This window comes from Pseudarthrobacter sp. MOO13 (genome assembly GCF_058267655.1).
The window spans coordinates 1,343,144-1,367,814 of record NZ_CM177848.1 but is presented as its reverse complement, the minus strand read 5'-3'; the positions used below and the strand labels follow the sequence as shown (position 1 = coordinate 1,367,814).

General features: G+C 63.8%; 21 protein-coding genes and 1 other RNA gene. 3 read left to right on the top strand and 19 right to left on the bottom strand.

Annotation, left to right across the window (positions count from 1 at the left end; all coding sequences use genetic code 11):
- Positions 1 to 3: 3 nt before the first annotated feature.
- The 3 genes from AC4EEO_RS06395 to AC4EEO_RS06385 form a co-directional block, all read right to left on the bottom strand.
- Positions 4 to 1,029, bottom strand: a complete 1,026-nt coding sequence (locus AC4EEO_RS06395) for an ATP-dependent 6-phosphofructokinase (RefSeq protein WP_491330166.1) — start codon at positions 1,027 to 1,029, stop codon at positions 4 to 6.
- Positions 1,026 to 4,211: an HAD-IA family hydrolase gene (locus AC4EEO_RS06390; RefSeq protein ID WP_491340127.1), complete on the bottom strand. Its 3,186-nt coding sequence runs from the start codon at positions 4,209 to 4,211 to the stop codon at positions 1,026 to 1,028. The genes AC4EEO_RS06395 and AC4EEO_RS06390 overlap by 4 nt, the downstream gene beginning before the upstream one ends.
- Before the next feature lie 68 nt (positions 4,212 to 4,279).
- The gene (locus tag AC4EEO_RS06385; RefSeq protein ID WP_491340126.1) at positions 4,280 to 4,744 is read right to left on the bottom strand and encodes a pyridoxamine 5'-phosphate oxidase family protein; all 465 of its coding nucleotides are present in this window, start codon (positions 4,742 to 4,744) and stop codon (positions 4,280 to 4,282) included.
- A gap of 408 nt (positions 4,745 to 5,152) precedes the next feature.
- On the opposite strand from AC4EEO_RS06385, the gene AC4EEO_RS06380 reads away from it, so the two are divergent.
- Entirely contained in the window at positions 5,153 to 7,303 is a 2,151-nt protein-coding gene (locus AC4EEO_RS06380) for an acyltransferase family protein (protein ID WP_491340125.1), read from the top strand.
- A gap of 122 nt (positions 7,304 to 7,425) precedes the next feature.
- On the opposite strand, the gene ssrA is transcribed toward AC4EEO_RS06380, so the two are convergent.
- From ssrA to AC4EEO_RS06305, 15 genes are all read right to left on the bottom strand, one after another.
- Positions 7,426 to 7,794, bottom strand: a transfer-messenger RNA (tmRNA) gene (gene ssrA, locus AC4EEO_RS06375).
- 73 nt (positions 7,795 to 7,867) lie between these two features.
- Entirely contained in the window at positions 7,868 to 8,341 is a 474-nt protein-coding gene (gene smpB / locus AC4EEO_RS06370) for an SsrA-binding protein SmpB (protein ID WP_026264249.1), read from the bottom strand.
- A gap of 82 nt (positions 8,342 to 8,423) precedes the next feature.
- Positions 8,424 to 9,854, bottom strand: coding sequence for a peptidoglycan DD-metalloendopeptidase family protein (locus AC4EEO_RS06365; protein WP_491340124.1), 1,431 nt, complete (start codon positions 9,852 to 9,854; stop codon positions 8,424 to 8,426).
- A 27-nt stretch (positions 9,855 to 9,881) separates the two neighbouring features.
- Entirely contained in the window at positions 9,882 to 10,796 is a 915-nt protein-coding gene (gene ftsX, locus AC4EEO_RS06360) for a permease-like cell division protein FtsX (protein WP_491340123.1), read from the bottom strand.
- The gene (gene ftsE / locus AC4EEO_RS06355) at positions 10,793 to 11,581 is read right to left on the bottom strand and encodes a cell division ATP-binding protein FtsE (protein ID WP_491340122.1); all 789 of its coding nucleotides are present in this window, start codon (positions 11,579 to 11,581) and stop codon (positions 10,793 to 10,795) included. The genes ftsX and ftsE overlap by 4 nt, the downstream gene beginning before the upstream one ends.
- Before the next feature lie 184 nt (positions 11,582 to 11,765).
- A complete protein-coding gene (prfB, locus tag AC4EEO_RS06350) occupies positions 11,766 to 12,881 on the bottom strand; it encodes a peptide chain release factor 2 (protein WP_018760183.1) in 1,116 nt (371 codons plus the stop codon).
- A gap of 77 nt (positions 12,882 to 12,958) precedes the next feature.
- Positions 12,959 to 13,369, bottom strand: coding sequence for a pilus assembly protein TadG-related protein (locus AC4EEO_RS06345; protein WP_109045098.1), 411 nt, complete (start codon positions 13,367 to 13,369; stop codon positions 12,959 to 12,961).
- A 35-nt stretch (positions 13,370 to 13,404) separates the two neighbouring features.
- The gene (locus AC4EEO_RS06340) at positions 13,405 to 14,016 is read right to left on the bottom strand and encodes a hypothetical protein (RefSeq protein ID WP_109045099.1); all 612 of its coding nucleotides are present in this window, start codon (positions 14,014 to 14,016) and stop codon (positions 13,405 to 13,407) included.
- Positions 13,997 to 14,413, bottom strand: a complete 417-nt coding sequence (locus tag AC4EEO_RS06335; RefSeq protein ID WP_491340121.1) for a TadE family protein — start codon at positions 14,411 to 14,413, stop codon at positions 13,997 to 13,999. Before AC4EEO_RS06335 ends, AC4EEO_RS06340 begins: the two co-directional genes overlap by 20 nt.
- Positions 14,414 to 14,416: 3 nt before the next feature.
- Positions 14,417 to 14,668 (bottom strand): hypothetical protein, encoded by a 252-nt coding sequence (locus AC4EEO_RS06330; RefSeq protein ID WP_491340120.1) that lies wholly within the window; start codon positions 14,666 to 14,668, stop codon positions 14,417 to 14,419.
- A gap of 70 nt (positions 14,669 to 14,738) precedes the next feature.
- Positions 14,739 to 15,680 (bottom strand): type II secretion system F family protein, encoded by a 942-nt coding sequence (locus tag AC4EEO_RS06325; protein WP_491340119.1) that lies wholly within the window; start codon positions 15,678 to 15,680, stop codon positions 14,739 to 14,741.
- The gene (locus tag AC4EEO_RS06320) at positions 15,677 to 16,534 is read right to left on the bottom strand and encodes a type II secretion system F family protein (RefSeq protein WP_206073904.1); all 858 of its coding nucleotides are present in this window, start codon (positions 16,532 to 16,534) and stop codon (positions 15,677 to 15,679) included. Before AC4EEO_RS06320 ends, AC4EEO_RS06325 begins: the two co-directional genes overlap by 4 nt.
- Positions 16,531 to 17,754 (bottom strand): TadA family conjugal transfer-associated ATPase, encoded by a 1,224-nt coding sequence (locus AC4EEO_RS06315; RefSeq protein WP_491330841.1) that lies wholly within the window; start codon positions 17,752 to 17,754, stop codon positions 16,531 to 16,533. The genes AC4EEO_RS06320 and AC4EEO_RS06315 overlap by 4 nt, the downstream gene beginning before the upstream one ends.
- Before the next feature lie 145 nt (positions 17,755 to 17,899).
- On the bottom strand, positions 17,900 to 18,091 hold the full coding sequence (locus AC4EEO_RS06310; RefSeq protein ID WP_491340118.1) for a hypothetical protein: 192 nt from the start codon (positions 18,089 to 18,091) through the stop codon (positions 17,900 to 17,902).
- 37 nt (positions 18,092 to 18,128) lie between these two features.
- Positions 18,129 to 19,430: a hypothetical protein gene (locus AC4EEO_RS06305; RefSeq protein WP_491340117.1), complete on the bottom strand. Its 1,302-nt coding sequence runs from the start codon at positions 19,428 to 19,430 to the stop codon at positions 18,129 to 18,131.
- 593 nt (positions 19,431 to 20,023) lie between these two features.
- On the opposite strand from AC4EEO_RS06305, the gene AC4EEO_RS06300 reads away from it, so the two are divergent.
- On the top strand, positions 20,024 to 22,207 hold the full coding sequence (locus AC4EEO_RS06300; RefSeq protein WP_491340116.1) for a GH25 family lysozyme: 2,184 nt from the start codon (positions 20,024 to 20,026) through the stop codon (positions 22,205 to 22,207).
- Positions 22,208 to 22,344: 137 nt separating this feature from the next.
- Positions 22,345 to 23,622, top strand: a complete 1,278-nt coding sequence (locus tag AC4EEO_RS06295) for a lipopolysaccharide biosynthesis protein (protein ID WP_491340115.1) — start codon at positions 22,345 to 22,347, stop codon at positions 23,620 to 23,622.
- Between the two features lie 50 nt (positions 23,623 to 23,672).
- Here AC4EEO_RS06295 and AC4EEO_RS06290 read toward each other — a convergent pair whose 3' ends face one another.
- The gene (locus AC4EEO_RS06290; RefSeq protein ID WP_491340114.1) at positions 23,673 to 24,668 is read right to left on the bottom strand and encodes a glycosyltransferase; all 996 of its coding nucleotides are present in this window, start codon (positions 24,666 to 24,668) and stop codon (positions 23,673 to 23,675) included.
- Positions 24,669 to 24,671: the final 3 nt, after the last annotated feature.

The window sequence follows — 24,671 nt, the reverse complement described above, 5'->3', positions numbered from 1 at the left end:
GAGTTACCCGAACAGCACGGCGGCTTCCCTGTAGCGGGCCTCGGGAACGCTCTTGAGTTCGCCCAGGGCCTCATCCAGGCCCACATTCACGATGTCCGTGCCCCGGAGCGAAACCATCGTGCCCCACCGTCCGGCGGCGGCTGATTCAACGGCAGCCAGGCCAAGCCGGGTGGCAAGGACACGGTCAAAGGCGGTGGGCTCGCCGCCGCGCTGGATATGGCCCAGCACGGTGGCCCTGGTTTCGATGCCGGTCCGTTCCTGCAGTTGGTCTTCAAGCAGCAGCCCGATCCCGCCGAGGCGCGGCCGGCCGAAGGTGTCCAGGCCGCGCGGCGCGTAAGGTGCCTGCCGCCCCTCCGGCGCGAAAGCTTCAGCCACCACCACCAGCGGAGCCCTGCCACGGTCCCGCGCCGACAGCACCCAGGCGGAGATCTGCTCGATCGGGACGGGATGTTCCGGGATCAGGATGGCGTGCGCACCGGACGCCATGCCTGAGTGCAGCGCTATCCAGCCGGCGTTCCTGCCCATGACCTCGGCAATCATGCACCGGTGGTGTGATTCCCCCGTGGTCCGCAACCGGTCAATTGCCTCGGTGGCAGTCTGGACTGCGGTGTCGAAACCAAAAGTGTAATCCGTCGCGCCCAAGTCGTTATCGATGGTTTTTGGGACACCCAGGACGTTGAGCCCCTGTCCGCACAGCTCCCGGGCCGCCGCCAGGGTGCCTTCTCCCCCGATGGCAATCAGGCCGTCCAGCCCGCTGCGCTGGAAGCCGGCACGTACTGCGTCGATGCCGCCCGCGGCCAGCGGATTGGTCCGCGACGTCCCCAGGATAGTCCCGCCAAGGCGCGCGATCCCGCGGACACCCGTCCTGGGCAGGGGAACGACGTCGTCCTCCAGGACGCCCCGCCATCCATCGCGGAATCCTACGAACTCGTACCCATGGACGACGTCGCCGCCCAGCACCGCTCCACGGATGACCGCATTCACGCCGGGGCAGTCGCCGCCGCTGGTCAGGATCCCCAGCCGCCTCACGATGCCGCCACTCCGGCGGTGCGGGCGGGTAGCGGGAACTGCCGGGTTTGGCCTGGCGGCAGGACCACATCGGTGCCATTAACGTGCACGGTGATGGGGCCGGCGTCACCGGGGGCCGACGCGATGCTCATCTGCCCGTCCTTGAGGTGGACCCGCAGCCGGTGTCCCCGGTAGAGGACCTCGAAGGCCACGGCACGCAGCCGTGTTGGCAGGTTGGGGGCGAACAGGATGCTGTCCCCGCTGAAGCGCAGGCCGGCAAAGCTGCGCTGCACCACGTCGATGGTTCCTCCCATGGCCCCCAAATGGATACCCGCCCGGGTGGTGCCGTGCTGGGTGTCGTCAAGGTCGGCGTCGAGCGCTTCCCGGAAACTGTCCCAGGCACGGTCGGCATCCACCCCGGCCAGGACGGAGGCGTGGGCCACCCGGCTCAGCGTGGAGCCATGGGCCGTCCTGGACAGGTAGTACTCGATGGTCCGGTTCAGCTGCTCCCTCGTGAAACCGTAGCCCAGCCGCTCGAGGATACCCAGCAGGCCTTCGTGTCCCAGTAGATACGGGAGCATCAGAACGTCCGCCTGCTTAGCCAGCTTGTATCCGTTGGTTCCGTCCCCCTCCGCTTCCAGGATCAGGTCCAGCCGCTCAATGTCGCCATAGGCGTCGCGGTAGTGCTCCCAGTCCAGTTCCTTGAGCTGCTCGTACCCCTCGAACTGGCTGATGACGCCGTCGCTGTGGAACGGGACATACATGGCAGCGCCCGTGGCTTCCCAGCATGCGGCCTCCTCGTCGTCAACGCCGAGTGATTCCATCAGCCCGGCACGCTCGCTTCCGTGCAGGTAGCGAAGGATTTCCGCCGCCTGCAGGCACACCCACGCCGCCATGACGTTGGTGTACGCGTTGTCATCCAGGCCGGGGTCGGCCCGGCCCGGATATCCTGTGTGGTATTCATCCGGGCCCACAACACCGCGCAGGTGATATCTGCCATCGCGCCGGTCGAGGGAGGCCAGGGACTGGAAGAACCGGGCCACTTCGATCACCAGCTCCGCACCTTTTTGCAGGAGCCAGATCTTGTCACCGGTGGCCTGGAAGTACTGCCAGGCGTTGAAGGCCACCGCGAGGCCCGAATGCACCTGAAGATGGGAGTAGTCCCTGACCCACCGTCCGGAACGCTCGCTGTACAACCACTTCGGCGTTTCCTCAGTCCCGTCGCTGCCGCTCTGCCACGGGAACTTCGCCCCTGCCAGGCCGGCCGCGGCGGCAGCGTGCCTGGCAGCGGGCAGCCGCCGCCACCGGTACTCAATGACGGAGCGGGCCACCACCGGGGTCCTGGAGGTGAGCACCGGGAGGACGAACAATTCATCCCAGAAAACGTGCCCGCGGTAGCCCTCGCCGTGCAGTCCACGCGCAGTGACACCGGCATCCAGTTCGGCCGTGTGGCGCGTCAGTGTCTGCAACAGGTGGAAAATGTGCAGGTTGAGGACCAGGCGTACCTGGACCGGGGCGTCGATTTCCACGAGGAACGGGCGGAGTTCCCTCCGCCATGCTTCCTCGTGGGATGCCAAGAGCCGGGGCAAGGAATCGCCGGCGCGTTCCAGCACCGCGCGGGCGCCGGTTTCCGGGGAGGAAATGGCCCGGTCACGGGACGTCACCACCGCCACCGTCTTGGTCAGCCTGACAGGGATACCCGGCGTGAGGGAAATCTGGAACGTCCTGTAGTGGAAGGCCCCTTCTCCGCCCTCCCCTAACGACTCTGCCGCCACGGACACGTGCGTACGGTACGCCGCAGCGATACGGATGAGGCTTTGGGTGGTTTGGACTTCGACGACGGATGGAGCGTGCAGGGGCAGTTCGACGGCGGTGCCGCCCGACGGCGTCAGATCGGCCAGGTGGATGTCCGAGCCCTGGGCACGCTCCGGCAGGTTCGCGTTGCGGACGCCGGCGTTGATGCCGCTGCGAACTTCCACGGCGCCGCTCCACCCCAAGGCGGTGATGGTGGTCTCAAGCGCCAGGAGGTGGGGTTCGGCCATGGAAACGAAGCGGACCTGGACCACCTCCATGCGACGGCGGTCCGCGCCTTCGAGCAGCAGGCGCCTTTCCAGCACGGCCCGTCGGAGGTCCAGGACACGGCGCTCACGCACCACGGCCAGGCCGCCGTCCGACCACCACGGCAGCCCGGCGATCCGGAGGTCCAGCGGGAGGCAGTCCGGCGCATTGACCATGTGCTCCTCGACCAGCGTCTCGTCTGCGGCCTTCACGGTAACCCTGTTGTACACGCCGGCAAGGTACATGCCCGCGTAGCTGAAGGGGCTCCCTTCAGGGGCCGCCCCCCGGACGCCCATGTAGCTGTTGCCCAACGTGGTCAGGGCTTCACGGTGCCCCTCGTGGCCGGCGTCGATGCCTTCATACACGAGGTGCCAGGCGTTGCCGATGACCAGTCCCAGGTCCAGCTCACCCACATCGTTCAGCACAGTACTTGCGCCGGCGGCCTCCAATTGGCGGCGGCTGCCGCTGCGGTCGATTCCGACCACCAGGCCGAAGCCGCCCCGGCGCCCTGCTTCCACTCCCGCCGCTGAGTCCTCTATGACCACGGCGTGTGCCGGTGCGACGCGCAGCTGGACGGCGGCGGCGAGGAAGACGTCCGGTGCCGGTTTCCCCCGCAAACCCAGGCCAGCCGCCGTCGTGCCGTCCATGACCACAGTGAACAGGTGCTCGATGCCGGCGGCTTCCAGGACCAGTGCGGCGTTCCGGCTGGCGGTGACCACCGCGGTGGGGACTGCAGCGCCGGCAAGCCGCTGCAGCAATTGCAGCGTTCCCGGGTAGCTTTGCACCCCGTCCCGGCGCAGCCGCTGGTGGAACAGTTCGTTCTTCCAAGCGCCCAGGCCAAACCCGGTCCAGGCTCCCGGCTCGTCAGTCTCGGCTCCCCTGGCGATCTCTACCCCCCTCGCTGCGAGGAACCGGACCACGCCGTCCTCACGCGGCATGCCATCGATGAAAGAGAGGTACTCCGCCCGGGTCAGCGGAGCACGGTTGGCGCCGGCGGGCATCCGCGGGTCCTGGAAGATGCGGTCGAAGGCATCTTTCCACGCAGCCTGGTGGACCAGCGCCGTGTTGGTTACCACCCCGTCCAGGTCGAAAATGACGGCGTCAAAAGGGGGCTTGGCGGCAGCGGCGGTTGGCGACCCAATCATAGGTCAGTCGTACCAGCACGCACGGGAATCCGGACAGGGCCGTTGGGCCCGCCCCTCGTTTCCAGGGCCTATACGGGTTCGTGCCGGGTGCCGTGCCCCACGTGGTTCCACCAGGTCAGCGGCGACGTGATGGTGAAGCGCCTGCCGGTTATCGAAGTGGGGACGATCCGGACGAAGTGGTCCTTCTGCCCGGCCTGCCAAGGGAACAGGGTAAGGCCTGCTCCGGCGAGGAGTTCATCGGAGGGCTCCAGGACGACGGCTTTTCCCTTGACCAGCACGCTCCAGGCTTTGGCGTCGTCGTGCCCGTCGGCTTCAAGCGCGACCGCGAGTGGGCCGCCGGCGGCGCGCAGCTTGGTTCCCTCGCCCGTGCGGAAGACCAGCGACTGCTGATCCACTTTGTAGTTGACGGGGAAGACTTCCGGGTGGCCGTTGACGAACACGGCAAGGTGCCCAACCGAGACACCGCGCAGGAGGTCCCAGCAGCTGCCTGGGTCCAGGAGCTCAGTGGGCGTTTGCGGCGGATCGTTGTGCATAAAGTCGACAGTAGCCGTGTGCCGGAGCATGCCACTAGAGCATTTAGGCCCGGGCGCTGTCCCGGTGGCAGGGTAGCGGGTGGGAACCCCTTGGAAGCCGGTGGGCACCGGCGCAGGCATGCCGCGGTGCTAGAGTACCCCGGGGGGTTGCAACAGCGGCCCAGACGCAGGGCTCGCTTGATTCATGACCTCACCGACTCCGCCGCCGCCAGGCGGCCGGTATTCGTCCAGGCTTTTCCGCGCGCAGGACACCGCACGCGGGCATCGAGAAGCTGCCGGCGCCATTCCATCTCCGGATGTCGCCTGAACACGCCAAGCACTGTGTGCACAGCCTGGAGGCCCTCCACGCATGCCGCCAGCGGCACGGCAGGCGCGCTGCGCTTAAACGAAGATCGACAAGGAGTACCTGTGACCGGACACGTTGTCCTGCGAACCCGCGCGGAAATGCGGCGGACAGAGGCCGTCAACGCAACCCGCAAGGATATCCAGGCACTTCGCGCACTGGCGGTGGGGCTTGTGGTCCTGAACCATTTGTGGCCGGCACGGCTTCCCGGCGGGTACGTCGGCGTCGATGTGTTCTTCGTGATCTCAGGCTATTTGATCTCTAAGCACCTGCTCGGCGAACTGGAGCGGTCAAACCGCATCAATCTCGGACAGTTCTATTCCCGGCGCATCAGGCGGTTGCTTCCTGCCGCAACCCTCGTTGCCTCGGTTTCCCTGCTGGCTGCATGGGCACTGCTGCCATTTTCGCGCTGGCTCGCCATTGCGCAGGAAACCATTGCGTCGGTTCTGTACGTGGAAAACTGGGTTTTGGCGGCGAAGTCGGTTGACTACTCGGCCCACAACGAAGCCGCTTCGACGGTGCAGCACTATTGGTCCCTCTCGGTGGAGGAACAGTTCTACCTGGTCTGGCCCCTGCTGTTCCTGGGGCTGTCCCTGGCCGCGATCCGCTTCCGCCTCCGCAGGCGGGCGTTACTGGCACTGGGTGTCGTTCTGGTCTGTGCCCTTGCATTGGCATTCTGCATCTGGTTTACCTATTCCAACCGGAGCCCGGCCTATTTTGTCACGCCCGCACGTGCCTGGGAGTTCGGCGCAGGCGCACTGATAGCCCTCGGAGGCCCCCACGCAATGGCAGCCTTGCGACTGCGGCTGCCCGACCACCACCTGGCCATCTCCGGCACCGCCCAATATCTCGGATACGGGTTGATCGCGTATTCGGCCTTGGCCTACAACGAGCAGACTTTCTTCCCAGGCTTCGCCGCGGTGGTCCCAGTTGCGGGCACGGTCCTTGTGATCGCGTCCGGGCCCAACAGTCCGTTCTGGTCCCCCAACCAGCTCCTGTCCGCAAGGCCCATCCAGCTTATGGGTGACGTGTCCTACTCCCTCTACCTGTGGCATTGGCCGCTGATCGTCCTGGCACCCGCGCTCGTGGGCCACTCGCTGGGGACACGGGACAAGGCGGTCCTCCTGGTGGCGGCCGTTGCGCTGGCGTACCTTTCCAAGAAATTCATTGAAGATCCGGGCCGCACGAAGCTGCTCCGCGGAGCCAAACCCATCCGTGTCTTTGCGGCAATGGCAGTCGCTGCAGCAGTGGTCGCCGCACTCTGCGGCGGGCTCCTGCTGAACTTTGGGAAAGCCCAGGCTGCTGAAGCGGCGAAGCTGGAGAGCCTCATCGGCGAACCCTGCCACGGGGCGCGCAGCCTCGACCCGCGAAACAACTGCAGCGACCCCTTTGGTGCAGCCAAAGTCGCCAATGTGGGGCAGAACGAAGCGCCTTGGTTCAGCGCGCCCGAATGCCACCCGTCCGCGGATCCGGTTGTCTACGAGGACCTGCAGGTCCTCGCCGAGTGCGACTTCACCGGAGGGGCGCAGCCGGAGGCGAATGTCTGGCTGGTAGGAGACTCGCATGCCGAGCAGTGGAAGGCCGGGCTGTACGAGCTCGCACGGCTGCACAAGTGGAAGCTGAAGGAATCCCTGCTGGGCGGTTGTCCGTTCGTCGACGTAAAGCGGGTGGCCGTGGCGGGCGCGCCCGCCACGGACCCGCATGCACAGCAGCGGTGCCTCGGCTGGAGCACCCAGGTCTCCGACCGGATCGTCAAGGAAAAGCCAGACATGATCTTCGTTTCCTCTTTCGGGGCAGGTGAAACCATCGACGACGGCACAGGCCGGCCGCAAATGGATCAATACAAGGACTCCGTGACGAAAAGGTTCGGTGACTGGACAGCGGCAGGCAGCCGGGTCTTCGTCTTCCGGGATCCGCCACTGACCCTTCACCGCACCAGCCCCGACTGCGTGTCGCTGAACCCGCAGCAACCCGTCACTTGCACCAACGCACGTGAGGAGGCGCTGGCGCCGGACCCGGTTGCGGAGGCCGCCAAAAGCATGGGCAAGCCCAATGTAAAGGTCCTCGACCTCTCGGATCAGTTCTGCGACGGCCAGCGCTGCTACGCGGTCATTGGCGGACTGCAGGTCTATTTCGACAATGACCATGCCGCCCGCAGCTATATCCGGTCCTTGGTCCCGGTCCTGTCCCAGCGGTTCAACGAGGCCCGGCAGTAGTTCCCGGCGTCCTGAGGGGTGCTGCTGGTGCCCTCGCCGAACAAACGAAAACGCCCCGGTCCTGGGACCGGGGCGTTACGGCAAAGGCCGGGACATCCGTGGGATGTCCCGGCCTTTGCCGTGGGTGGAGATGGGGGGAATTGAACCCCCGTCCGATGTCGTGTTGTCAGGGCTTCTCCGGGCGCAGTTTGCGTCGGATTTTCTCGGCCCCAGCCATGCTGCAAACAGCTGGCTGATCCGGGCCCAGTCACCTAAGAGTCCCGTTTACTCCGGTGACGGGAGCAAACAGCAGTGGCTATCTAAATGACGCCAGGATCCGGGGCGATAGCAACCCCGGGCTGACGGACTGTCTTACTGCTTAGGCAGCGAGAGCGAAGTCAGTGCGCTTAGATTCGGCACTTATTGGTTTGCAGACAGCGTTTACGAGATAATTCTGCATCCTCGGCCCGCTTCACCTGTCGCGACTAACATCGTCGAAACCGATCATCCCCGTATTTTGTTACCAAACCGGCTGGCAAGCCTGCCGGACTATCAATACTAACGCATGCCCTGCGGAAATAATTCCTACCGGCGCCGGTTGCGTTCGCGCATCTCGCGCTGGGCCTCGCGGTTGTCCTGCTGCTCACGCAGCGTTTGCCGCTTGTCGTATTCGCGCTTGCCGCGGGCCACGCCGATTTCCACTTTGGCCCGTCCGTCCACAAAGTACAACTGCAACGGGACAATGGTGTAGCCGGATTCCCGGACCTTGTGGGCGATCTTGATGAGCTCCTCGCGGTGCAGCAGCAGCTTTCGCCGGCGGCGGGCAGCGTGGTTGGTCCAGCTGCCCTGGTTGTATTCGGGAATGTGGATCGCTTCCATCCACAGTTCGTCGTTGTAGAACGTGCAGAATCCATCCACCATGGAGGCGTGGCCCTCCCGGAGCGACTTTACTTCGGTGCCCATCAGGGCGATGCCGGCCTCGTAGGTGTCCAGCACGTGATAGTCATGCCGGGCCTTGCGATTGGTGGCCACCACCTTACGGCCACTTTCTTTAGGCACGGGGAAACTCCTCAGGTTCAGGTTGGCTGCTCCGTGCCCGCGGCGCGGAGCTATACCAGTCTACGGCAGGGGCAGCATGCCCCTAGAGCAGTCCCATGGGGTCAACCGCGACGCCGTTGAGCCAGGTTTCAAAGTGGGCGTGGCAGCCAGTGGAGTTGCCCGTGCTGCCGGAGTAGGCAATCAGCTGGCCTTGCGAGACCCTTTGTCCATTCGAAACCACGATGCTGGAGTTGTGGTAGTAAATGGTCGTCAGGGTGTTGCCCTGCACCACCCCGTGGTCGATCTTGACGCGCCAGCCGCCGCCGTCGGCGGAGTTCCAGCCTGAGCTGAAGACTTCACCGGCTGCCGCAGCGTACACAGGAGTGCCGCAGGCCGCGCCGAAGTCGATACCGGTGTGCATGTATCCGCCGGTGCCATAGAAGTCGATGGTGCCCGGCGGGGTGGTGCGGTAGCCAAAGCCGGAAGTGATGGGGATACTGCCGTCGAAGGGGTGGCGGAGGCCAAAGGCCGACGGCGACCCTGCTGCGGGCGGAACATACGGCTGCACAGGCGGGGCCGGGCGGTTCGCTGCCGCCGCTGCGGCGGCAGCTGCGGCTGCCGCAGCCGCGGCCTGCCTGCGCTGTTCGGCTTCCCAGGCCTCACGAGCCTTCCGGTCGCGCTCGGCAATTTCGTTGGCCACCTGGTTCTGGTTGGCCTGGACGCCCGCAAGCTGGGCCTGAATGCCGGGTTTGGCCGCCTGGAGCTCCGCATCAAGGCGGGTGGTATCGGCGATCAGCTGGTCAACCTGGGCTTTCTTCGCCGCGGCTTCGTCCCGGGCGGCCTTCTCACGTTCCAGTGCCGCATCGGCTTTGGCCTTGAGGTCCTTGATCTCACCTTCCACGGCCTGCAGCCGGGCTTCGGAGTTGACGTTGGTGGCGTTTTGCTGGTTGAGCTTGTCCATCGCCGCGTTCTGGCTGCGCATGGCCTGGTCGGCGAGGTCCATGGTGTCGGTTAGGCTGCCGCCGCCGCTGGACCCAAAGAACAGGGAGAGATTGGAGGGTACGCCGCCGGACTTGTAGGCCTGGGTGGCGATTTGGCCGATCAGCTTCTTGGTACCGGCGATCTTTTGCTTGTCAGTTTCGAGCTGCTGGGTGATCTTGGCCTTGTTCTGCTGGGCCATGTCCACCCGGGCCGCCAGGGCTTCCGATTCTTTCACAGCACTGGCCACGCGGCCTTGCGCGTCGAGGAGGGCCTGCTGCGCACCGGGGAGCTGGCCCTGGTAAATCACCAGGTCACCGGCGGCCTTGGCGATCCTGGAATCGACGAACTCAAGGGAGGCCTGGACGCGGGCCGCTTCGGCCTCGAGCGCGGCCTTGCGGTCCTCGAGGTCGTCGGCGAAGGCCACGGGAGTTGCCACGGCCATCCCGGCGGAAAGGAGGACGGCCAGTACACCGCTGACGATCCCCATGCGGCGGGCAGCGGCCCGCCCCCGGCGGAACCGGCGGCGCGGAGAGGTTTGATCGGTTACGTTCATGAGCATTCCTTGGTCGGTTTGCATAGCCTAAACGCGCAAGTATCTGCGAAGGGTCAAGAGAGACGAAATTCCTGCCAAGGATCCGCCAAGGATCAACAGCGCCGGCGCGAGCATCAGTGTCTGGCCCGAGGAAATGAAAGCGGTGTCCGGGTACTGGCGGGACATGTAGTCACCCAGGAAGAACTGCGCCACGGCCCACAGCGTGCCGGAGGCCAGCGCAGCACCGATGACTGCGGCGATGACCCCTTCAAGGATGAAGGGCAACTGGATCACGGTCTTTGACGCGCCCACAAGCCGCATAATGCCGGTTTCCCGGCGCCTGCTGAAGGCGGATAGCCGGATTGTAGTGGCGATCAGCAGGATCGCGCAGACGATCATCACGCCGGCGATGCCCACTGCGACCAGGGAGGCGCCGTTCATCACCGAGAAGAGGCGTTCGAGGAGCTGTCGCTGGTCGATCACGGTCTCCACGCCCGGCTGCGATGAGAAGGTCTCGCTGATGATCTGGTATTTTTCGGGGTCCTTCATGTTGATCCGGAATGATGCCGGCAGCTGGTCCGGGGTAACCGAATCGACGATGGGCGAGTTGGAGAACTGGTCCTTGAAGTGCTTGTACGCCTCATCCCGGGACTCGAACTGGAAGTCGTTGATGTACTGCGCCACGGCGGGTGATTCCAGGAGAGCGTTGAGGCCCTGCTGCTGCTCGGGGGTGACCGGCCCGGACGCGCATCCGGGCGCGGTCGAACCGTCGCTGCACAGGAAGATGGCTACTTGGACCTTGTCGTACCAGTACCCCTTCATCTGGTTGATCTGCATTTGGAGCATCCCGGCGGCGCCCACGAAGGTGAGGGACACGAAGGTCACCAGGATGACCGAAACCACCATGGAAAGGTTGCGGCGCAGGCCGCTGCCGATCTCGGAAAGGATGAATGCAAGCCTCATTGCCGTGCCTCACCTTCGGCACCGTTGCCCGGCAGGCCGTCGTCGGGCGTTTCCCTGCCGCTGGCGTCCTTGAGCCGCCTGGACTGGCCGACGACGGGAATCATCGAGGTGTACAGGGCCCTGGCTTCGTCCCGGATCACCACGCCGTTCTTGAGCTCGACCACCCGCTTGCGCATTTCGTTGACGATGTCGTCGTCGTGGGTGGCCATCACTACCGTGGTTCCGTTTTGGTTGATCTTGTCCAGCACACCCATGATGCCCATGGACGTTGTGGGGTCCAGGTTTCCTGTGGGTTCGTCGGCCAGGAGGATCCCGGGCCGGTTGACCACGGCCCGGGCGATGGCCACCCGCTGCTGCTCGCCGCCGGACAGTTCGTGCGGCATGCGGTGTTCCTTGCCTTCGAGGCCAACGGTCTTGAGGACCTCGGGGACGGTATCGCGGATGACGCTGCGGCTCTTTCCGATGACCTGCATGGCGAACGCCACGTTGGCGAAGACGTTCTTTTGGGGCAGGAGGCGGAAGTCCTGGAAGACGACGCCGATGCCACGGCGGAGGCGCGGCACGCGCCAGCTCGAAATCCTGGCAACGTTTTGGCCGGCGACGTAGACGGCGCCCGAAGTTGCGCGGTCCTCCTTCAGCACCAGCCGGAGGAAGGTGGACTTCCCGGAGCCCGAGGCTCCCACCAGGAAGGCGAATTCGCCGCGATCAATCTCAAGGTTGACGGAGTCCAGCGCAGGCCGGGCTTTTTGGTCGTAGACCTTGGTGACATTTTCGAATCGGATCATGGCCCTAAGTACCCTGCAGGGCATGGCTGATTGTTCTGATGCAGCCCAGTTCTGCAGCCGGTGCACGGGTTTTCGTTTGGGGGAAGTAGGGCCCCGGCCCCTCGACTATACGCAGGATGCCCGGCGCTAGGGCGGGCTTTCGGGGGCGTGTCGCCGGATCCGATCGCGCCCGGCAGCCGCCCGGCTACTTTTCGGCGTTGCGGTTGTCAGTACGCCAGCGGATGCCGGCGTCGATAAAGTCGTCGATCTCGCCGTCGAATACAGCTGATGTATTGCCCACCTCGTGTTCAGTGCGCAGGTCCTTCACCATCTGGTAGGGATTGAGGACATAGGAACGCATCTGGTCGCCCCAGGAGGCTTTGACGTCTCCCGCCAGGGCCTTCTTCTCCGCGTCTTCCTGTTCCTTCTTAAGCAGGAGGAGCCGGGATTGCAGCACGCGCATGGCGGCGGCCCGGTTTTGGAGCTGTGACTTCTCGTTCTGCATCGAGACGACGGTGCCGGTGGGAATGTGGGTAAGGCGCACCGCGGAGTCGGTGGTGTTCACCGACTGGCCGCCGGGCCCGGACGAGCGGAATACGTCAACCCTGATTTCGTTGTCCGGGATGTCGATGGAATCAGTCTGTTCGATCAGCGGTATGACTTCCACGGCCGCGAACGATGTCTGGCGCCGGCCCTGGTTGTCGAACGGGCTGATCCGGACCAGGCGGTGGGTCCCTGCTTCGACACTGAGGGTGCCGTAAGCGTAGGGCGCCTTGACCTCGAAGGTGGCCGATTTCAGGCCGGCTTCCTCCGCGTACGAGGTGTCCATGACCGTCGTGGGGTAGCCGTGCCGCTCGGCCCAGCGGAGGTACATGCGCATCAGCATCTCGGCGAAATCTGCCGCGTCGACACCGCCCGCTCCCGCACGGATGGACACCACGGCTTCGCGCTCGTCATATTCTCCGGACAACAGGGTGACCACTTCCAGGTCCTTGAGGGCCTTCTTGATGGATTCGAGTTCGGCCGCGGCCTCCCCCATCGAGGCGGCGTCGTCCTCGTCCTGGCCCAGTTCCACCAGCACTTCGAGATCGTCGATACGCGAGGCCAGGTTGGTAAGGCGTTCCAACTCGGACTGTCGGTGGGAGAGACGGGAGGTGATCTTCTGCGCCGCTGCAGGGTCGTCCCACAGGTCCGGCTCCCCTGCCCGCTCGCTGAGCTCGGCGATGTCTTCACGGAGTGCATCCACGTCGGAGACGCGTTCGATGGACTCGTAGGTGGCGCGGAGGGCGCGGATTTCAGCGGAAAAATCAATATTGGCCATGGTGGTTTAACCCTACGCTATTGGGGCTTACGGCCCGGCGCCGGCCGCCACCGGAGATTGGACCGCCGGGCCAGGCATCAACGGGTCAACCGGGAACGTGCCGTGGAGGTGGCCTCGATGCGGATTCCGTCGGGAATCAGGAAGTTCACCACCGGCGGGTGCACCGCAGCGGTGAGGACTACGACGGCGGTGGAACCGTCGGGCGATCCCGTTCCGGGGGCGACGGCGAGGCCGGAGAACCGTTGGGCGGCCGGGCTCCTGTCGACGAAGTCGGAGGCCACGTTGCGCACGCGGGCGGGGTTGAGGACAGCCGATGGAGTTCCGCCCTGCGATGAGACGTCGCCGAGCGTGTAGCTGTCGGCAGCCGCCAGCGATGCTCCGTCAGCCAGGGAGAGCAGCCGCTTGTGTTCGACGTAAACACTGGATATTCCGATGACGACCGTTGCCACCAGCAAGGCGAGGGCCACGTAGCCGACGATCATCACCATCAGTTGGCCCTCCTCGCTATTTTGCGCACGGGGTGTCACCGGTACCGCCCCACCAATTGGGTGGCGGAGGCCTGGACATCCGTGGCCGACAGTCCTTCCGCAAAAGGGAGGAAGGGCAGCGGCACGCTGAGGCTGACGGTCACCGTGACGGCACTTCCCGCAGCAGTGCAGTCTGCTGGTTCGCAGCTTGTTGTCATGGTTGCCCGCCCCGGTTCATGCCCGAAATCGGAAAGAGCCAGGGTTACCGCCCGCTCTGCGGCCGCTTGCGCGGTGACGGGGTCGGACTGGGCAACGTACACCTTTGCTGCCTGGTCGGCGGCGCCCACCACGGCGAAGGAGCCGCCCTGGATCTGGGACACGGTGATGACGAAATACACCAGCGGGACCATCAGCAGGAGTGCCAGGAAGGTGAATTCGACGACTGCACTCCCCCGTTCGTGCTCGCTCACGTGCCGCTGCACGTCCTCCCGGTTGGGACGCGGCGGGTTCACCGCCAGGCCGGAGGCGTTTGCATTTCCCGGATGTTGTCCGGCGTACGGTGCCCGTTCCCGGCAGAGTGCTTCCGTGAGCCTTGTCCTGATGCGGAACCTGATGGCGGTGCGGGGCGGCTTGTCTGTCGCTAACGGATCACGGCTGGATGGCCGCATGCCCTTTCACCTCCAGCATCTCCCGGGGACCGATCAGGCCGATGACCGGCAACGGGGACCGGACTGTCACCTCCAGCGTGCGCATCCCTTGAAGATCTACTTCCCGGGTGCTGACCTGCTCGGCAAATCCGGGATTCAGGGCAGTTTCGATGAGGCTGCGGGTCCGTTCCTCGGCGTCGGCGGAGTTGCGGTCTGCCAAGGTCCCGTAGCGGGCGCCGGACGCGGCAGCATCGATGAGCGTGTTCCGAACGTGCAGGACCAAGGTCAGCTGGATGATCGCGAGGAAGAACATCGTGAGCAGCCCGCCGACCAGAACAAAATCCACGACGGCCGCGCCCCGCTCCCCCTCGGACCGCAGCCCGGGACGCGCCTCAGGCCCTGGAGCGGAGCGTGCCAAGGGTCAGTTCCCTACTTTGTCCATGGCCTGGTTGAACATGGCTTCCAGTGCAGGGCCGGCGAGCGCCAGGAGAGCCGCTACCAGGACGGCGGACATCAGTGTGATCATTACCCAACCCGGCACGTCCCCACGTTCCGGATTGTCTCCGGGGACTCCTGTGGATCGGCGCCCGTCCGCCGGGCGGTGCAGTTCACACTGCACGACGGCGGCCATACCGATAAACAGCATCACGAGACGGTTTCCCATTGTTTTCATGTTGCGTCCTTTCCTGATGAATACGGTGTCCTTGCACGAGCTGCTTTACGACAAGTGGCCGCCCACAGCTTCAGAAGCCCAAATTGATCGCTGCTATGCCCGGGAATACGGCGAAGACCACGGTCAGCGGGAGTATCCCGAAGACCAACGGCACCATCATTGCTATTTCTTTCCTGCCCGCTGCCTCCATGAGGTCCCGCTTGGCCGAATCACGAACATCCTGGGCTTGGGCCCGGAGCACTTCCGCAAGGGGTGTTCCCCTGTCCACCGCAACGATGATTCCGTCAACGAACCTGACCAAGGGCGCCAGGTCAGTACGTCCGGAAAACTCCTCCAAGGCAAGGATGAGCGGCTTCCCTGCCCGCGTCTCCGCGAGGATCTTCGCAAACTCCTTTGACAGTTCCCCGTGGGCGCTCCTGCACACCCGGTCCAGTGCACCCGTCGCGCTTTCCCCCGCGCTGACAGCCAAGGCCATCAGCTCCGCCAGGCTGGGGAATTCGGCCATCATGCGCGCCTCCCGGCGTCGCACCTGGGCGCCCAGCCAGTAGTCCCGCAAAACAAAACCTGCCGCCGCGCTGCCAATGATTGCGGCCACTGCAAAGATCGGGCTGAACCTTCCTGCGGCGGCTCCCAAAAGTACGACCGTCACGGCGATGGCAAAACCGGCCGCTGCCCAAAGCAGCTGTTCCGCACGGAAGTCAATGGGTGACTTGCCGATTCCCGCTTGGGCCAGCCGCCGCTCCATTGCTCCCGGTGATGGGTTTAGCCGGGCCAATGCGGAAAGCCAGTCGCGGATGACCGGACGGAAAATCCGCTCCAGCGGGCCGAATGGTGTCAGATTCGGATCGCCCGTGCTCAGGAGCCGCGACTCCAGGTTCTGCGACTTAAGCTGGGGCTCGATCCGCTCAGAGAGCGTCATAGCACGCATCGGCGGGGACCTGAAGATCACAAGCCACAAGCCGAGGCCAAGGCCGATTCCGCAGACAACGGCGGCGGCCGGGACGGCCATCATCGGAGCACCCTTTCATCCTGGGGCAGCGCGCCGATCTTCAACATGATGGTGTAGCAAATGAGCGAGACCACCAGGCCCCCAAGCAGGACTGCAGCGCCCAGGGGTGTGTTGTACGCCTGGATTGCTTCCGGTCTGGTTGCCAGCAGCACCAGTACAATCCACGGTGCGGCGACAGCAAGCCGGGCCGCGTTGATCGTCCAGGATTGCCGCGCTTCCAGCTCACTGCGCGTGCGGGCGCTTTCACGAAGGAACTCTCCCAGGGTGCCGAGCAGCCGCCCCAGATCCGAGCCGCCCACTTCACGGGTGAGGCGCAATGCTTCCACAATGCGGTCTGCGACGGGGTCGGCAAGCCGGTGTTTCAGTTTATTCAGGGAGCCGTCGAATTGGCCGCCGGCCCGGTAATCGGCTCCGAAATCGCGGAACAGGGGCCGGAGTTCCTCGGGCCCTTTGTCGCCGAGTTGAATGAGGGCCTCAGGCAGCGGGAGGCCGGCGCGGATTGCCGAGCGAAGGTGATCAACGACGTCTGGCCAGAGCTGGCGGAGCAACGCTGACCTTTTTCGTGCCCGCCAGCGAAGCAGCGTGACAGGCAGCCACGATCCGAAGAGGCCGAAGCAGCCGGCAATCGGCCATGAACGACTGAGCGCGAAGAAGACAAGGGCAATGAACAGCCCCAGACCAAGGCAGGTCCCGACCAGGCCACGGGCCGAAACTTTCTCCACGCCCGCCGCAACGAGCAGGTCGCTGATACGTCCTGGCTTCCGCTCCCGGCGTCCGGCATCAGGAGTCTCCCAGCAGGACCACCAGATGAGGAAGAACCCCACCCCGGCCGCAGCTCCCACCATCGCTGAAATCATCGTGCGTCCAACAGAGCGGCGACGTCGTATCCCGCCCGGGAGAATTTTTCCGCGGCCGGCATCGCGTTTGCCCTGGGCTGAAGGACGCCGCCCTCCAGGGCGAAGACGAGGGACGATTCAATGATTCCGTTCTCCACCCGGCGCCCCAGAGAGAGGATTTGGGTGACCTGCCGCCGCCCATCTGCCTGTCTGCTGCAGTGCACGACAAGATCGATGCACGATGCGACGGTGGGAACTACAAATGCGCTGGAGATGTTTTCTCCGGCCAGCAACGGCAGCGTGCAAATCTTCGTGACGGCGTCGTGGGCAGAGTTTGCGTGGACGGTACACATTCCGGGAAGGCCGCTGTTTAGTGCAATCAGCATGTCGAGGCTTTCGGCTTCCCGGACCTCCCCCACCACCAGTCGGTCTGGCCTCATCCGCAGCGCTTCCTTGACCAGGCGCCGGAGCGGGATCTCGCCTTCACCCTCCAGGTTGGGTTGCCGGCACTGGAGGCCCACGACGTCGCGCAGCGGGAACTGGAGTTCGAAGATTTCTTCAACCGTGATCACGCGTTCCCGGCTTCCAATACTGGCGGCCAGGCAGTTCAGCATGGTCGTCTTGCCGGCCTGTGTTGCGCCGGAGACCAAGATGTTCAGGCCGCTGGCAACCGCCGCTCCGAGGAACCGCGCGGATTGGTGAGTCAGCGTTCCGAGCTCAACCAGGTGCTCGAGGCGGCTCGCCTTCACCACGAATTTTCGAATGTTGACCGCCCAGTGGCGGCGCGTGACGTCCGGGATGACCACATGGAGCCTGGACCCGTCAGGCAGGGCAGCATCGACGAAAGGCGAGGACATATCCAGCCGCCTGCCGGAGCTTTTCAGCATGCGCTCCACGAGATCACGCACCTGCTGCTCCGTCAGGCTCAGTGATGTCAGTTCCGACTCGCCGTTGCGCGCTACAAAGATCTCGTTTGGCGCGTTCAGCCAAATCTCTTCTATCGAAGGATCGTCGAGCAGCGGCTGGAGCACACCGAACCCTGCCACGGCATCGAACAGGAATCTGCGCGCTGCGTCCAGCGGGCCGATGGGAGGAAGCGGGCCCATCAGTGCCCGTTCGTCGTAATCGGTGACCGCGGCCTCCACCAGTCGCCGGACCTCACCCGCTTGCTTGAGCGGATCCAACCCACGGCGGCGGATTAGTTCGCGGACCTCGTCCTCGACTATTCCCAGCGCGTCCATATGTTCCCCCATACAAATGCCGCCTCCGTCGGAGGCACTGCGACTGGCTTACAGCCTAGGGAGCGTACACCACGCTGCCAAGTCATATGGGCGTCCCCTGTGGACAAAGTCGCCCATCCTTCAGCGCAAGGTGCCGGTGGACGCGCTAGCGGGCGCTGGGAACTCGATCTTTAGTTGCCGGGCCGGATCGCTTGGCAGGCCGCTTCTTCAACATCATCGCGGGCCGTTCGATGGCAAAGCAGGTTAGTGCCGACAACGGCACAACGATGCCAAGCACCAGGACCACGTTGAACGGCAGCGCAAGGGCAGACGACCCGACCGTCAATTGCCGTCTCATGAGCCAGAGAATATGGGCAGCAGGACTAGTCGACCTTTTACCGTCGCAATATGGTGCAAGCGACGTCGACTTTCCACTTCCCTGGCGCCGTTGCGACCGCGTGTGAAGCCAATGCGGGATCGGCAGAACAGGCTGCGCGGGCCCCAGCTACACCTTCGGCCCAGACGGGACCGTCTTGGCGGAATGAAAAAGAGGGGAAGAAATACAAGCACTGCAAAAGGGCGAAGACGGCCAGCACCGAGGTTGCGGCCTTGGCAGAAGTTTTTTCCAAAGCCACTGCCAGGAGAGGAAGGAGGACAAGAAGAAACATGGACGGAACTACGCTGTATCTGCCCAACAGGAATTCACGCCACTGCGGGGCCTGAAATTCCGCATAGTTGAACTCTTTGGAGAAGTTAAAGAGCACAGCCGCAGCCCAAACGCCCACCGAAGCGACAACTGCGGCGACGGCAATGACGCGCTGGACAGCTGTGCCTCGAAACAGGAGAAAGAGAAAAGCCGCGAAGAAAGGGAGCGCCGCCAACACGATCGGGATGGCACCAAAGTTCAGAATGAGCAGCGCAACTTGGTTGGAGGTACCGAACATTACGGCCGAGCTGCTATTGAGGAACCACCCAACCACCACGGACAAAAGGTTTGCCGGCTCAAACGGAGCAGAACGCGGATAACTTAAGGTCGTGAAGACCTGGCATGCGATACCCAGCAACAACCCGGCCCTGGCAGGCCATAACCAACGGTCCCGAAACCGGAAAAGGAAAATCGGAACAAACATCAGCGTCAGTATTTCGGTCAATGATGAGAGGGCGCCCACTGCGAACAGAAGAATGCCCTCAGGTTTGTTCCGCGCCGGTTTGATAAGCAGCCAGGGAGCGAGCCAGAGGAGGTACCAATGCAGATTGGCAAAATTGCCCTGCGTCTCCAACGCTGCCGGTGCCACCATAATGGTGATCGATGCCCACGCCAGCCTAGGTACAAAGCGCGTCGAGATGGCGCTGGCACAATGGAAGACCATGAAGGCGACGAGACCAACGATCAGGCTGCTCAAAAGTGAGATGGCCACGGCATAAGCGTCCACAGGGAACAGGCGGACGACGAACGCGGCTGCAAATCGCGGCACCACGTGCAGATAGCCTTGATATGGAGCAAATGCTCCCAGAATTCCAGGACGGGCCAGTGCATCCTGAAGGAATACCGCTCCGTCCTCTGCCCAGATGGTCCCTTGGGCTGTTGGGCTAAGGCGGGCAAAGGCAATGAGACTGGCCCCTAAAACAGCGACGGGAGCTGCTGACATCCTCCAGCCAAGCGCCGTGGAAGCGTAAGAGCCCTGATTGCTGTTCATCGTCCCTTAAGGCCCGCGGCGTTGAGCGTACGAAGCCGGCTAGAAATGGATGCGCGGTCAACGGATGCTCTCTCCGGACGCGCCTCATGAATGCTACCGGATACGCCGACGATTCAATCAAAGCCCCGGTGCGGACGGACTCGACGCTGAATCCTCACAGGAGCCCCAACAGAAACACCCATACCACTGGTCCCCCACGCACCACGATGCTATGGTGAGCGCGTTAAGTGTCAGTAACTGTGTTCGACAGGCCCCTGGGGGGACCACGGCACAGCAAACCAGATGAGCGTTCGGGGGAGCGCGCATTGCCGTCCGGAGCCAATATGAAGCGGAACCTGTCTCAGTCCCGTAGCCAATTCCTAAAGTACCTAGGGGTTGTTCCGCTTGCGCTTGCACTGGTGGCGGGCCCGGGCCTCACAGGCCCCGCGGTCGGGCTTGAACCGAGTCCGGCCCCTGCCCCTTCCTCGTCGCCGGCCGCCGCACCGCCGATTGCGCCCCAGCCCACGACAGAGCCCGCTGCGCCCACCACGGCACAGCCCTCCCCCAGTCCGACCCAAAGCCCGGTGGCCACACCGTCACCAAAGCCCCAGTCGATGGCAGATGCCATCGGACCCGGCGGCGCGCAGATGGGTCAGCGATCAGCCCGGGTAACGTCCGCCGCGTCTGCTGCCGCCACCAAGCCCAACAGCATCGAAACTCTGTCCGCGCAGGGTTCATGGATGCCCACCTTCGGAGTCCAGGGGCTGGACGTCAGTTATTACCAAGCATCCGTTGACTGGCAGCAGCAATGGAACATGGGCGCGCGCTTTGCCTATGTGAAGGCATCTGAGGGCAATTACTACACAAACCCCGCCTACAGCTCCCAGTACCAGGGATCCCGAAACGTAGGGATGATCCGCGGAGCGTACCACTTCGCAATTCCGAACTGGTCGTCCGGAGCAGACCAAGCCACATACTTTGTCAACAATGGCGGGGGGTGGTCCCCCGACGGATATACGTTGCCACCAGTCCTCGACTTCGAATTCAACCCTTACGAGGGCAGGACCATCAACGGCTTCTACTTCGGCAACACGTGCTACAACATGTCCCCGGGACAGTTGGCTGCCTGGGTCCAGGACTTTGGAAACACGGTCAGGTCGATGACCGGCAGGCTGCCCATGATCTACACCAACACGAGTTGGTGGAATCAATGCCTCGGCAATCAGACAGGTTTCGGTGACTACCCGCTGTGGGTTGCCGCCTACCCCGGTTCGCCGACCAACGACGCGGGCGCAGTTCCAGCAAGCTGGGCAACCTACAGCGTCTGGCAGTACAGCAGCACGGGCCCGCTGGCCGGAGACTCCAACGTATGGAACGGCGACTACGCATCGCTGCAACGGTTCGCCGGAGTCGCCTTGCCCACCGGCAACTTTGACGATATCTCCGTAGTCAAGAACGGGAGCGAGGTCAGCCTTCGAGCCCGTGGATGGTCGGTGGATCTGGCCAACATTCCGGCGTCGAACCAAACGCATGTCTACATCACCGGCCCGGACGGAACCACAACAGGCTATCCCTGGACAGCAAATGCCTACCGACCCGACGTCAACAACGTCTTCGGATACGGTTCGTCCCATGGCTTTGACGGGACGGTACCTATCACCAAGTCGGGAAATTACACGGCTTGCGCCTTCTCCATCGGATCCTTCGGCAATACCTCTCTTGGCTGTAAGTCCATCACCGCTTCCGGCGTCGAAGCCCCGGTAGGAAACTTCGACAGCCTCAGCGAGGTCAGGACAGCCGACAAGGTCGCCGTCCAGTTGCGGGGATGGGCAATCGATCTTGCCAACCCGGCCGCCAGCACCTATGCGGACACATACATCACAGGTCCGGACGGCACGACCACCGGCTACCGCATGTCCGCAAACACATCCCGGCCGGATGTCCAGACCGTGACGGGCCTCGGATCGAATCACGGCTTTGACTACCAGGTGACATTGACTGCTCCAGGCGCCTACCAAGCGTGCACATATGCCATCGGGCAAAATTCGAATGTCCCGCTCGGCTGCAAGAGCATCTCCATCGCACCAAGCCCCGCCCCCATGGGTTCCTACGATGGACTCTCCCTCGTACAGGCACCCAATTCCGCGAACCTCCAATTGACCGGCTGGACCCTGGATCCGAGCTACCCGGGAAAGAACAACACGGTAAGCGTCTACGTGTCCGCCAAAGACGGCACACCCGTAGCCAAACCAGTTATGGCAACGGCAACGGCGAACCTTGCCCGGCCTGACGTGAACGCCGCCTTGAATACGATAGGCAACCACGGGTACCAAGCCCAGATCGCGATCAGCGCCCCCGGCAACTACACCGTGTGCGCCAGAGCCGTAGGGGTTGCCCCCCTCGCAGCAGGGCCTACCCCGCTGGGCTGCCGCGACATCACCGTACGACCGACTCCTCCCACCATGGGGAGCCTCGACACGGCCGGCATACAGGTTTCGAACGGCCAGGCGTCACTGACCACCCAGGGGTGGACCTTGGACCCGGCCATGCCCGGCGTCTCAAACCCCGTGCACGTCTACATCACCTATCCTGACGGCACCACGAAGGGGTATCCGTTCACCGCCAACCTCAAACGGCCGGACGTTAATTCTGCCCTTCAGACCATCGGGGACCACGGATACTCCACCACCGTGCCGATTACTGCACGTGGACGGTACAGCGTGTGCACCTACGGCGTGGCAGTCTCAGTGTTCAGTACCCTCAATACGCAACTGGGATGCCGCAGCCTCGTGTACTAGAGCATCTCCCGGGATGACAGACGGTCAGCCAGGGACCCCTGGAACATGGGAGGGACGACCGGAGCGTTCGCAACACGCGATAGGATTCAGGACTGTACTTTGTCCGTCGGCACCCGCCGACGGGCAATGTCCATCCCATGATCGGAGTCCCCACCGTGGCTGTGAAGGCCCTTCCCGCCCTGCTGACCCGCTTCGGAGGATTCGCGGCGTCACTCGTCTTCTCGACGGCCATAAATCTCCTGGCAATCCCGTTCGTCATTGTCACTCTTGGCAAGGAGACATGGGGTGAACTCGCACTGGCCCAAGCCACTGCGGCGATCTTCGGGATCATCGTTGCGTTCGGATGGGGAACCGTCGGAGCGGCGCTCGTCGCGTCGCTGGCTCCCGCGCAGCGGCCGCAGATGTACATCGACTCATTGGTCAGCCGGACCTACCTGTTCCTGATGGCGGCCCCGGTGATGTATGTGGTCATGCTTCTGATCACGCAAAACAACCCGCAAGTGGCCGCGCTGGCATCCGTCAGTTATGTCCTGCCGTTCGTAGGCGCATCGTGGTTCTTCATCGGCCAGGCCAAGCCGTGGAAACTGTTCTTGCTGGACGTCCTGCCCCAAGGTCTTGGCATCGTCTCCGGCGTCCTGCTGATCCAGTTCATCCCCGAACCGATCCTTTTTGTGGCCTGCCTCCTGTTGTTCAATCTCCTCGCCGTTCTGCTGGGCGCAGCCGGAGCCACTGCCAGAACCGGGCACCGCGTGAAAGCCGACTTTCGATTCACAGCCGCCATGGCGCGGCTGAAGAGCCAAAAATATGGGGTCATCGCTGCAGGGACAGGCAGCCTTAACAGTAACCTCCCCATGCTCGCCGTGAACCAAGTCGTAACGGCCGCGCTCCCACAATACGCACTGGCAGATAAGCTCTTCCGGTTTGCCGTGGCCGGGTTCGGCCCCGTGCTGCAGGTTATCCAGGGCTGGATCCCTGAGGCGGGCCCAGGCCAACGGGACCACCGCATCCGCACCGTTGCCAAATTGGCTCCCGTGGCTGGCCTGGGCGCCGGAGTACTTCTGGCAGCGTTGACGCCGTGGGCCAGTGCGTTGTTTTCAGGCGGGGAAATCCTCATCGGCTACAGCCTCAGCGTCCCGTTCGGCCTGATACTCGGGGGTGTGATCGTGGCCCAGGTTGTGGGCCTGGCGTGCCTCATCCCGCTGGGTAGGGGCGCCGCCCTGGCAAAATCAACAGCCGTCGGGGCCGCGTTCAACGTTCCGCTCATGTTCGCCCTGGGCATTGCCTGGGGCGCCCCCGGCGTCGCATGGGCAGTTGGCGTTGCCGAACTCATCGTGGCGGCTTACCAGCTCAGGGTCGTCCACGACAGTCTCCGCAGTTCGACTTCTGTTACTGACAACGCAAGCAAGACGCACTGAACGCCTGAGGGCAACGGGTGCCTGGCGCTGGAGGCTCCGGCAGGCTGTAATCAGCTCCTGCGTGCACCCAGGCGCAAAAGCTCGACGGGGCTGCCGGCGACGAATTCGAGGAAGCATGGCCTCGCGATCTCGCCGCGGCGCAACCCCGAAAAAAGCGTCCGCATGGTCGAGGCCCAGGAATGCCCTGATTCAAAAGGAGCCAGCTCCTCGCCGGCATGCACGCCGGCAGGCCCCACCCGTCGCGCCAGTTCGTCTGCCATCGTCCGGCGCCAGCCGAAACTCAAGTCATTCGCAGTGCGAAGCAGGTCAAGGGGGCCGCTCCCGCCGCGGTACTTGCGGGACATGGCCGAGACGTTCGCCAAGGACCTTGCCACGCTCCGGCGGGCCTCGACCTCGCCCAGGACGTTGGCGGCATGCTGCACGTAATCCTGGAGGATGTCGTCGACGACCAGCGCTCCCCCCGTGGCCTTCGCACACACAGCGAGCCAATGGTCGTGGACCTGGGTAACCGCCGCGAACCGCGGAAACGGCAGGGCCACGTCCAGGAGGTCACGGCGAAAAAGGCAGAGACTTCCCGTCACCTGGTTCTGGGCGATCAGCGATCCCAGACTGACGTCTTTGCGGTGCGTTGAGTCGGCCACAACGTCATTCCCGGGGCGCCGGACCACACGGGCTTGACCAGCAACGAGGCTGACATCATGCAGGTGTGGAAGGAGCGTTTCGATCTTTGCCGGGTACCACGAGTCGTCCTGGTCGGACAAAGCAACCCACTCGGCGTCCTCCGGTACGTGTTGGAGTACCCGCTCGAAATTTCCGTAAAATCCCAGTCGGTCCGGAAAACCGAGGACCTTGAAACGCTGATCCCCATTCATCTCCCGGGTGACAAATTCCTGGACCTCAGCGTGGCCGCCGTCGGCTGAAATAAGGCACTCGAAGTTGGCATGCGTCTGCGCCTGTATCGAAAGCAACTGAGCCCTGAAAAGGTCCCAATCAGGTTTGTACGCCGCCAGGGCGATGATTCCAAAGGAAGAGGAGTCAAAGGGCATGGT

Bases quoted from the DNA above. Each gene is read 5' to 3' on its own strand.
- AC4EEO_RS06390 (WP_491340127.1), bottom strand. From the start codon at position 4,211: ATGATTGGGTCGCCAACCGCCGCTGCCGCCAAGCCCCCTTTTGACGCC.
- AC4EEO_RS06385 (WP_491340126.1), bottom strand. From the start codon at position 4,744: ATGCACAACGATCCGCCGCAAACGCCCACTGAGCTCCTGGACCCAGGC.
- AC4EEO_RS06365 (WP_491340124.1), bottom strand. From the start codon at position 9,854: ATGAACGTAACCGATCAAACCTCTCCGCGCCGCCGGTTCCGCCGGGGG.
- ftsX (WP_491340123.1), bottom strand. From the start codon at position 10,796: ATGAGGCTTGCATTCATCCTTTCCGAGATCGGCAGCGGCCTGCGCCGC.
- ftsE (WP_491340122.1), bottom strand. From the start codon at position 11,581: ATGATCCGATTCGAAAATGTCACCAAGGTCTACGACCAAAAAGCCCGG.
- prfB (WP_018760183.1), bottom strand. From the start codon at position 12,881: ATGGCCAATATTGATTTTTCCGCTGAAATCCGCGCCCTCCGCGCCACC.
- AC4EEO_RS06345 (WP_109045098.1), bottom strand. From the start codon at position 13,369: ATGGTGATGATCGTCGGCTACGTGGCCCTCGCCTTGCTGGTGGCAACG.
- AC4EEO_RS06340 (WP_109045099.1), bottom strand. From the start codon at position 14,016: ATGCGGCCATCCAGCCGTGATCCGTTAGCGACAGACAAGCCGCCCCGC.
- AC4EEO_RS06330 (WP_491340120.1), bottom strand. From the start codon at position 14,668: ATGAAAACAATGGGAAACCGTCTCGTGATGCTGTTTATCGGTATGGCC.
- AC4EEO_RS06325 (WP_491340119.1), bottom strand. From the start codon at position 15,680: ATGATGGCCGTCCCGGCCGCCGCCGTTGTCTGCGGAATCGGCCTTGGC.
- AC4EEO_RS06320 (WP_206073904.1), bottom strand. From the start codon at position 16,534: ATGATTTCAGCGATGGTGGGAGCTGCGGCCGGGGTGGGGTTCTTCCTC.
- AC4EEO_RS06315 (WP_491330841.1), bottom strand. From the start codon at position 17,754: ATGGACGCGCTGGGAATAGTCGAGGACGAGGTCCGCGAACTAATCCGC.
- AC4EEO_RS06310 (WP_491340118.1), bottom strand. From the start codon at position 18,091: ATGAGACGGCAATTGACGGTCGGGTCGTCTGCCCTTGCGCTGCCGTTC.
- AC4EEO_RS06305 (WP_491340117.1), bottom strand. From the start codon at position 19,430: ATGAACAGCAATCAGGGCTCTTACGCTTCCACGGCGCTTGGCTGGAGG.
- AC4EEO_RS06300 (WP_491340116.1), top strand. From the start codon at position 20,024: ATGGCAGATGCCATCGGACCCGGCGGCGCGCAGATGGGTCAGCGATCA.
- AC4EEO_RS06295 (WP_491340115.1), top strand. From the start codon at position 22,345: ATGATCGGAGTCCCCACCGTGGCTGTGAAGGCCCTTCCCGCCCTGCTG.
- AC4EEO_RS06290 (WP_491340114.1), bottom strand. From the start codon at position 24,668: ATGCCCTTTGACTCCTCTTCCTTTGGAATCATCGCCCTGGCGGCGTAC.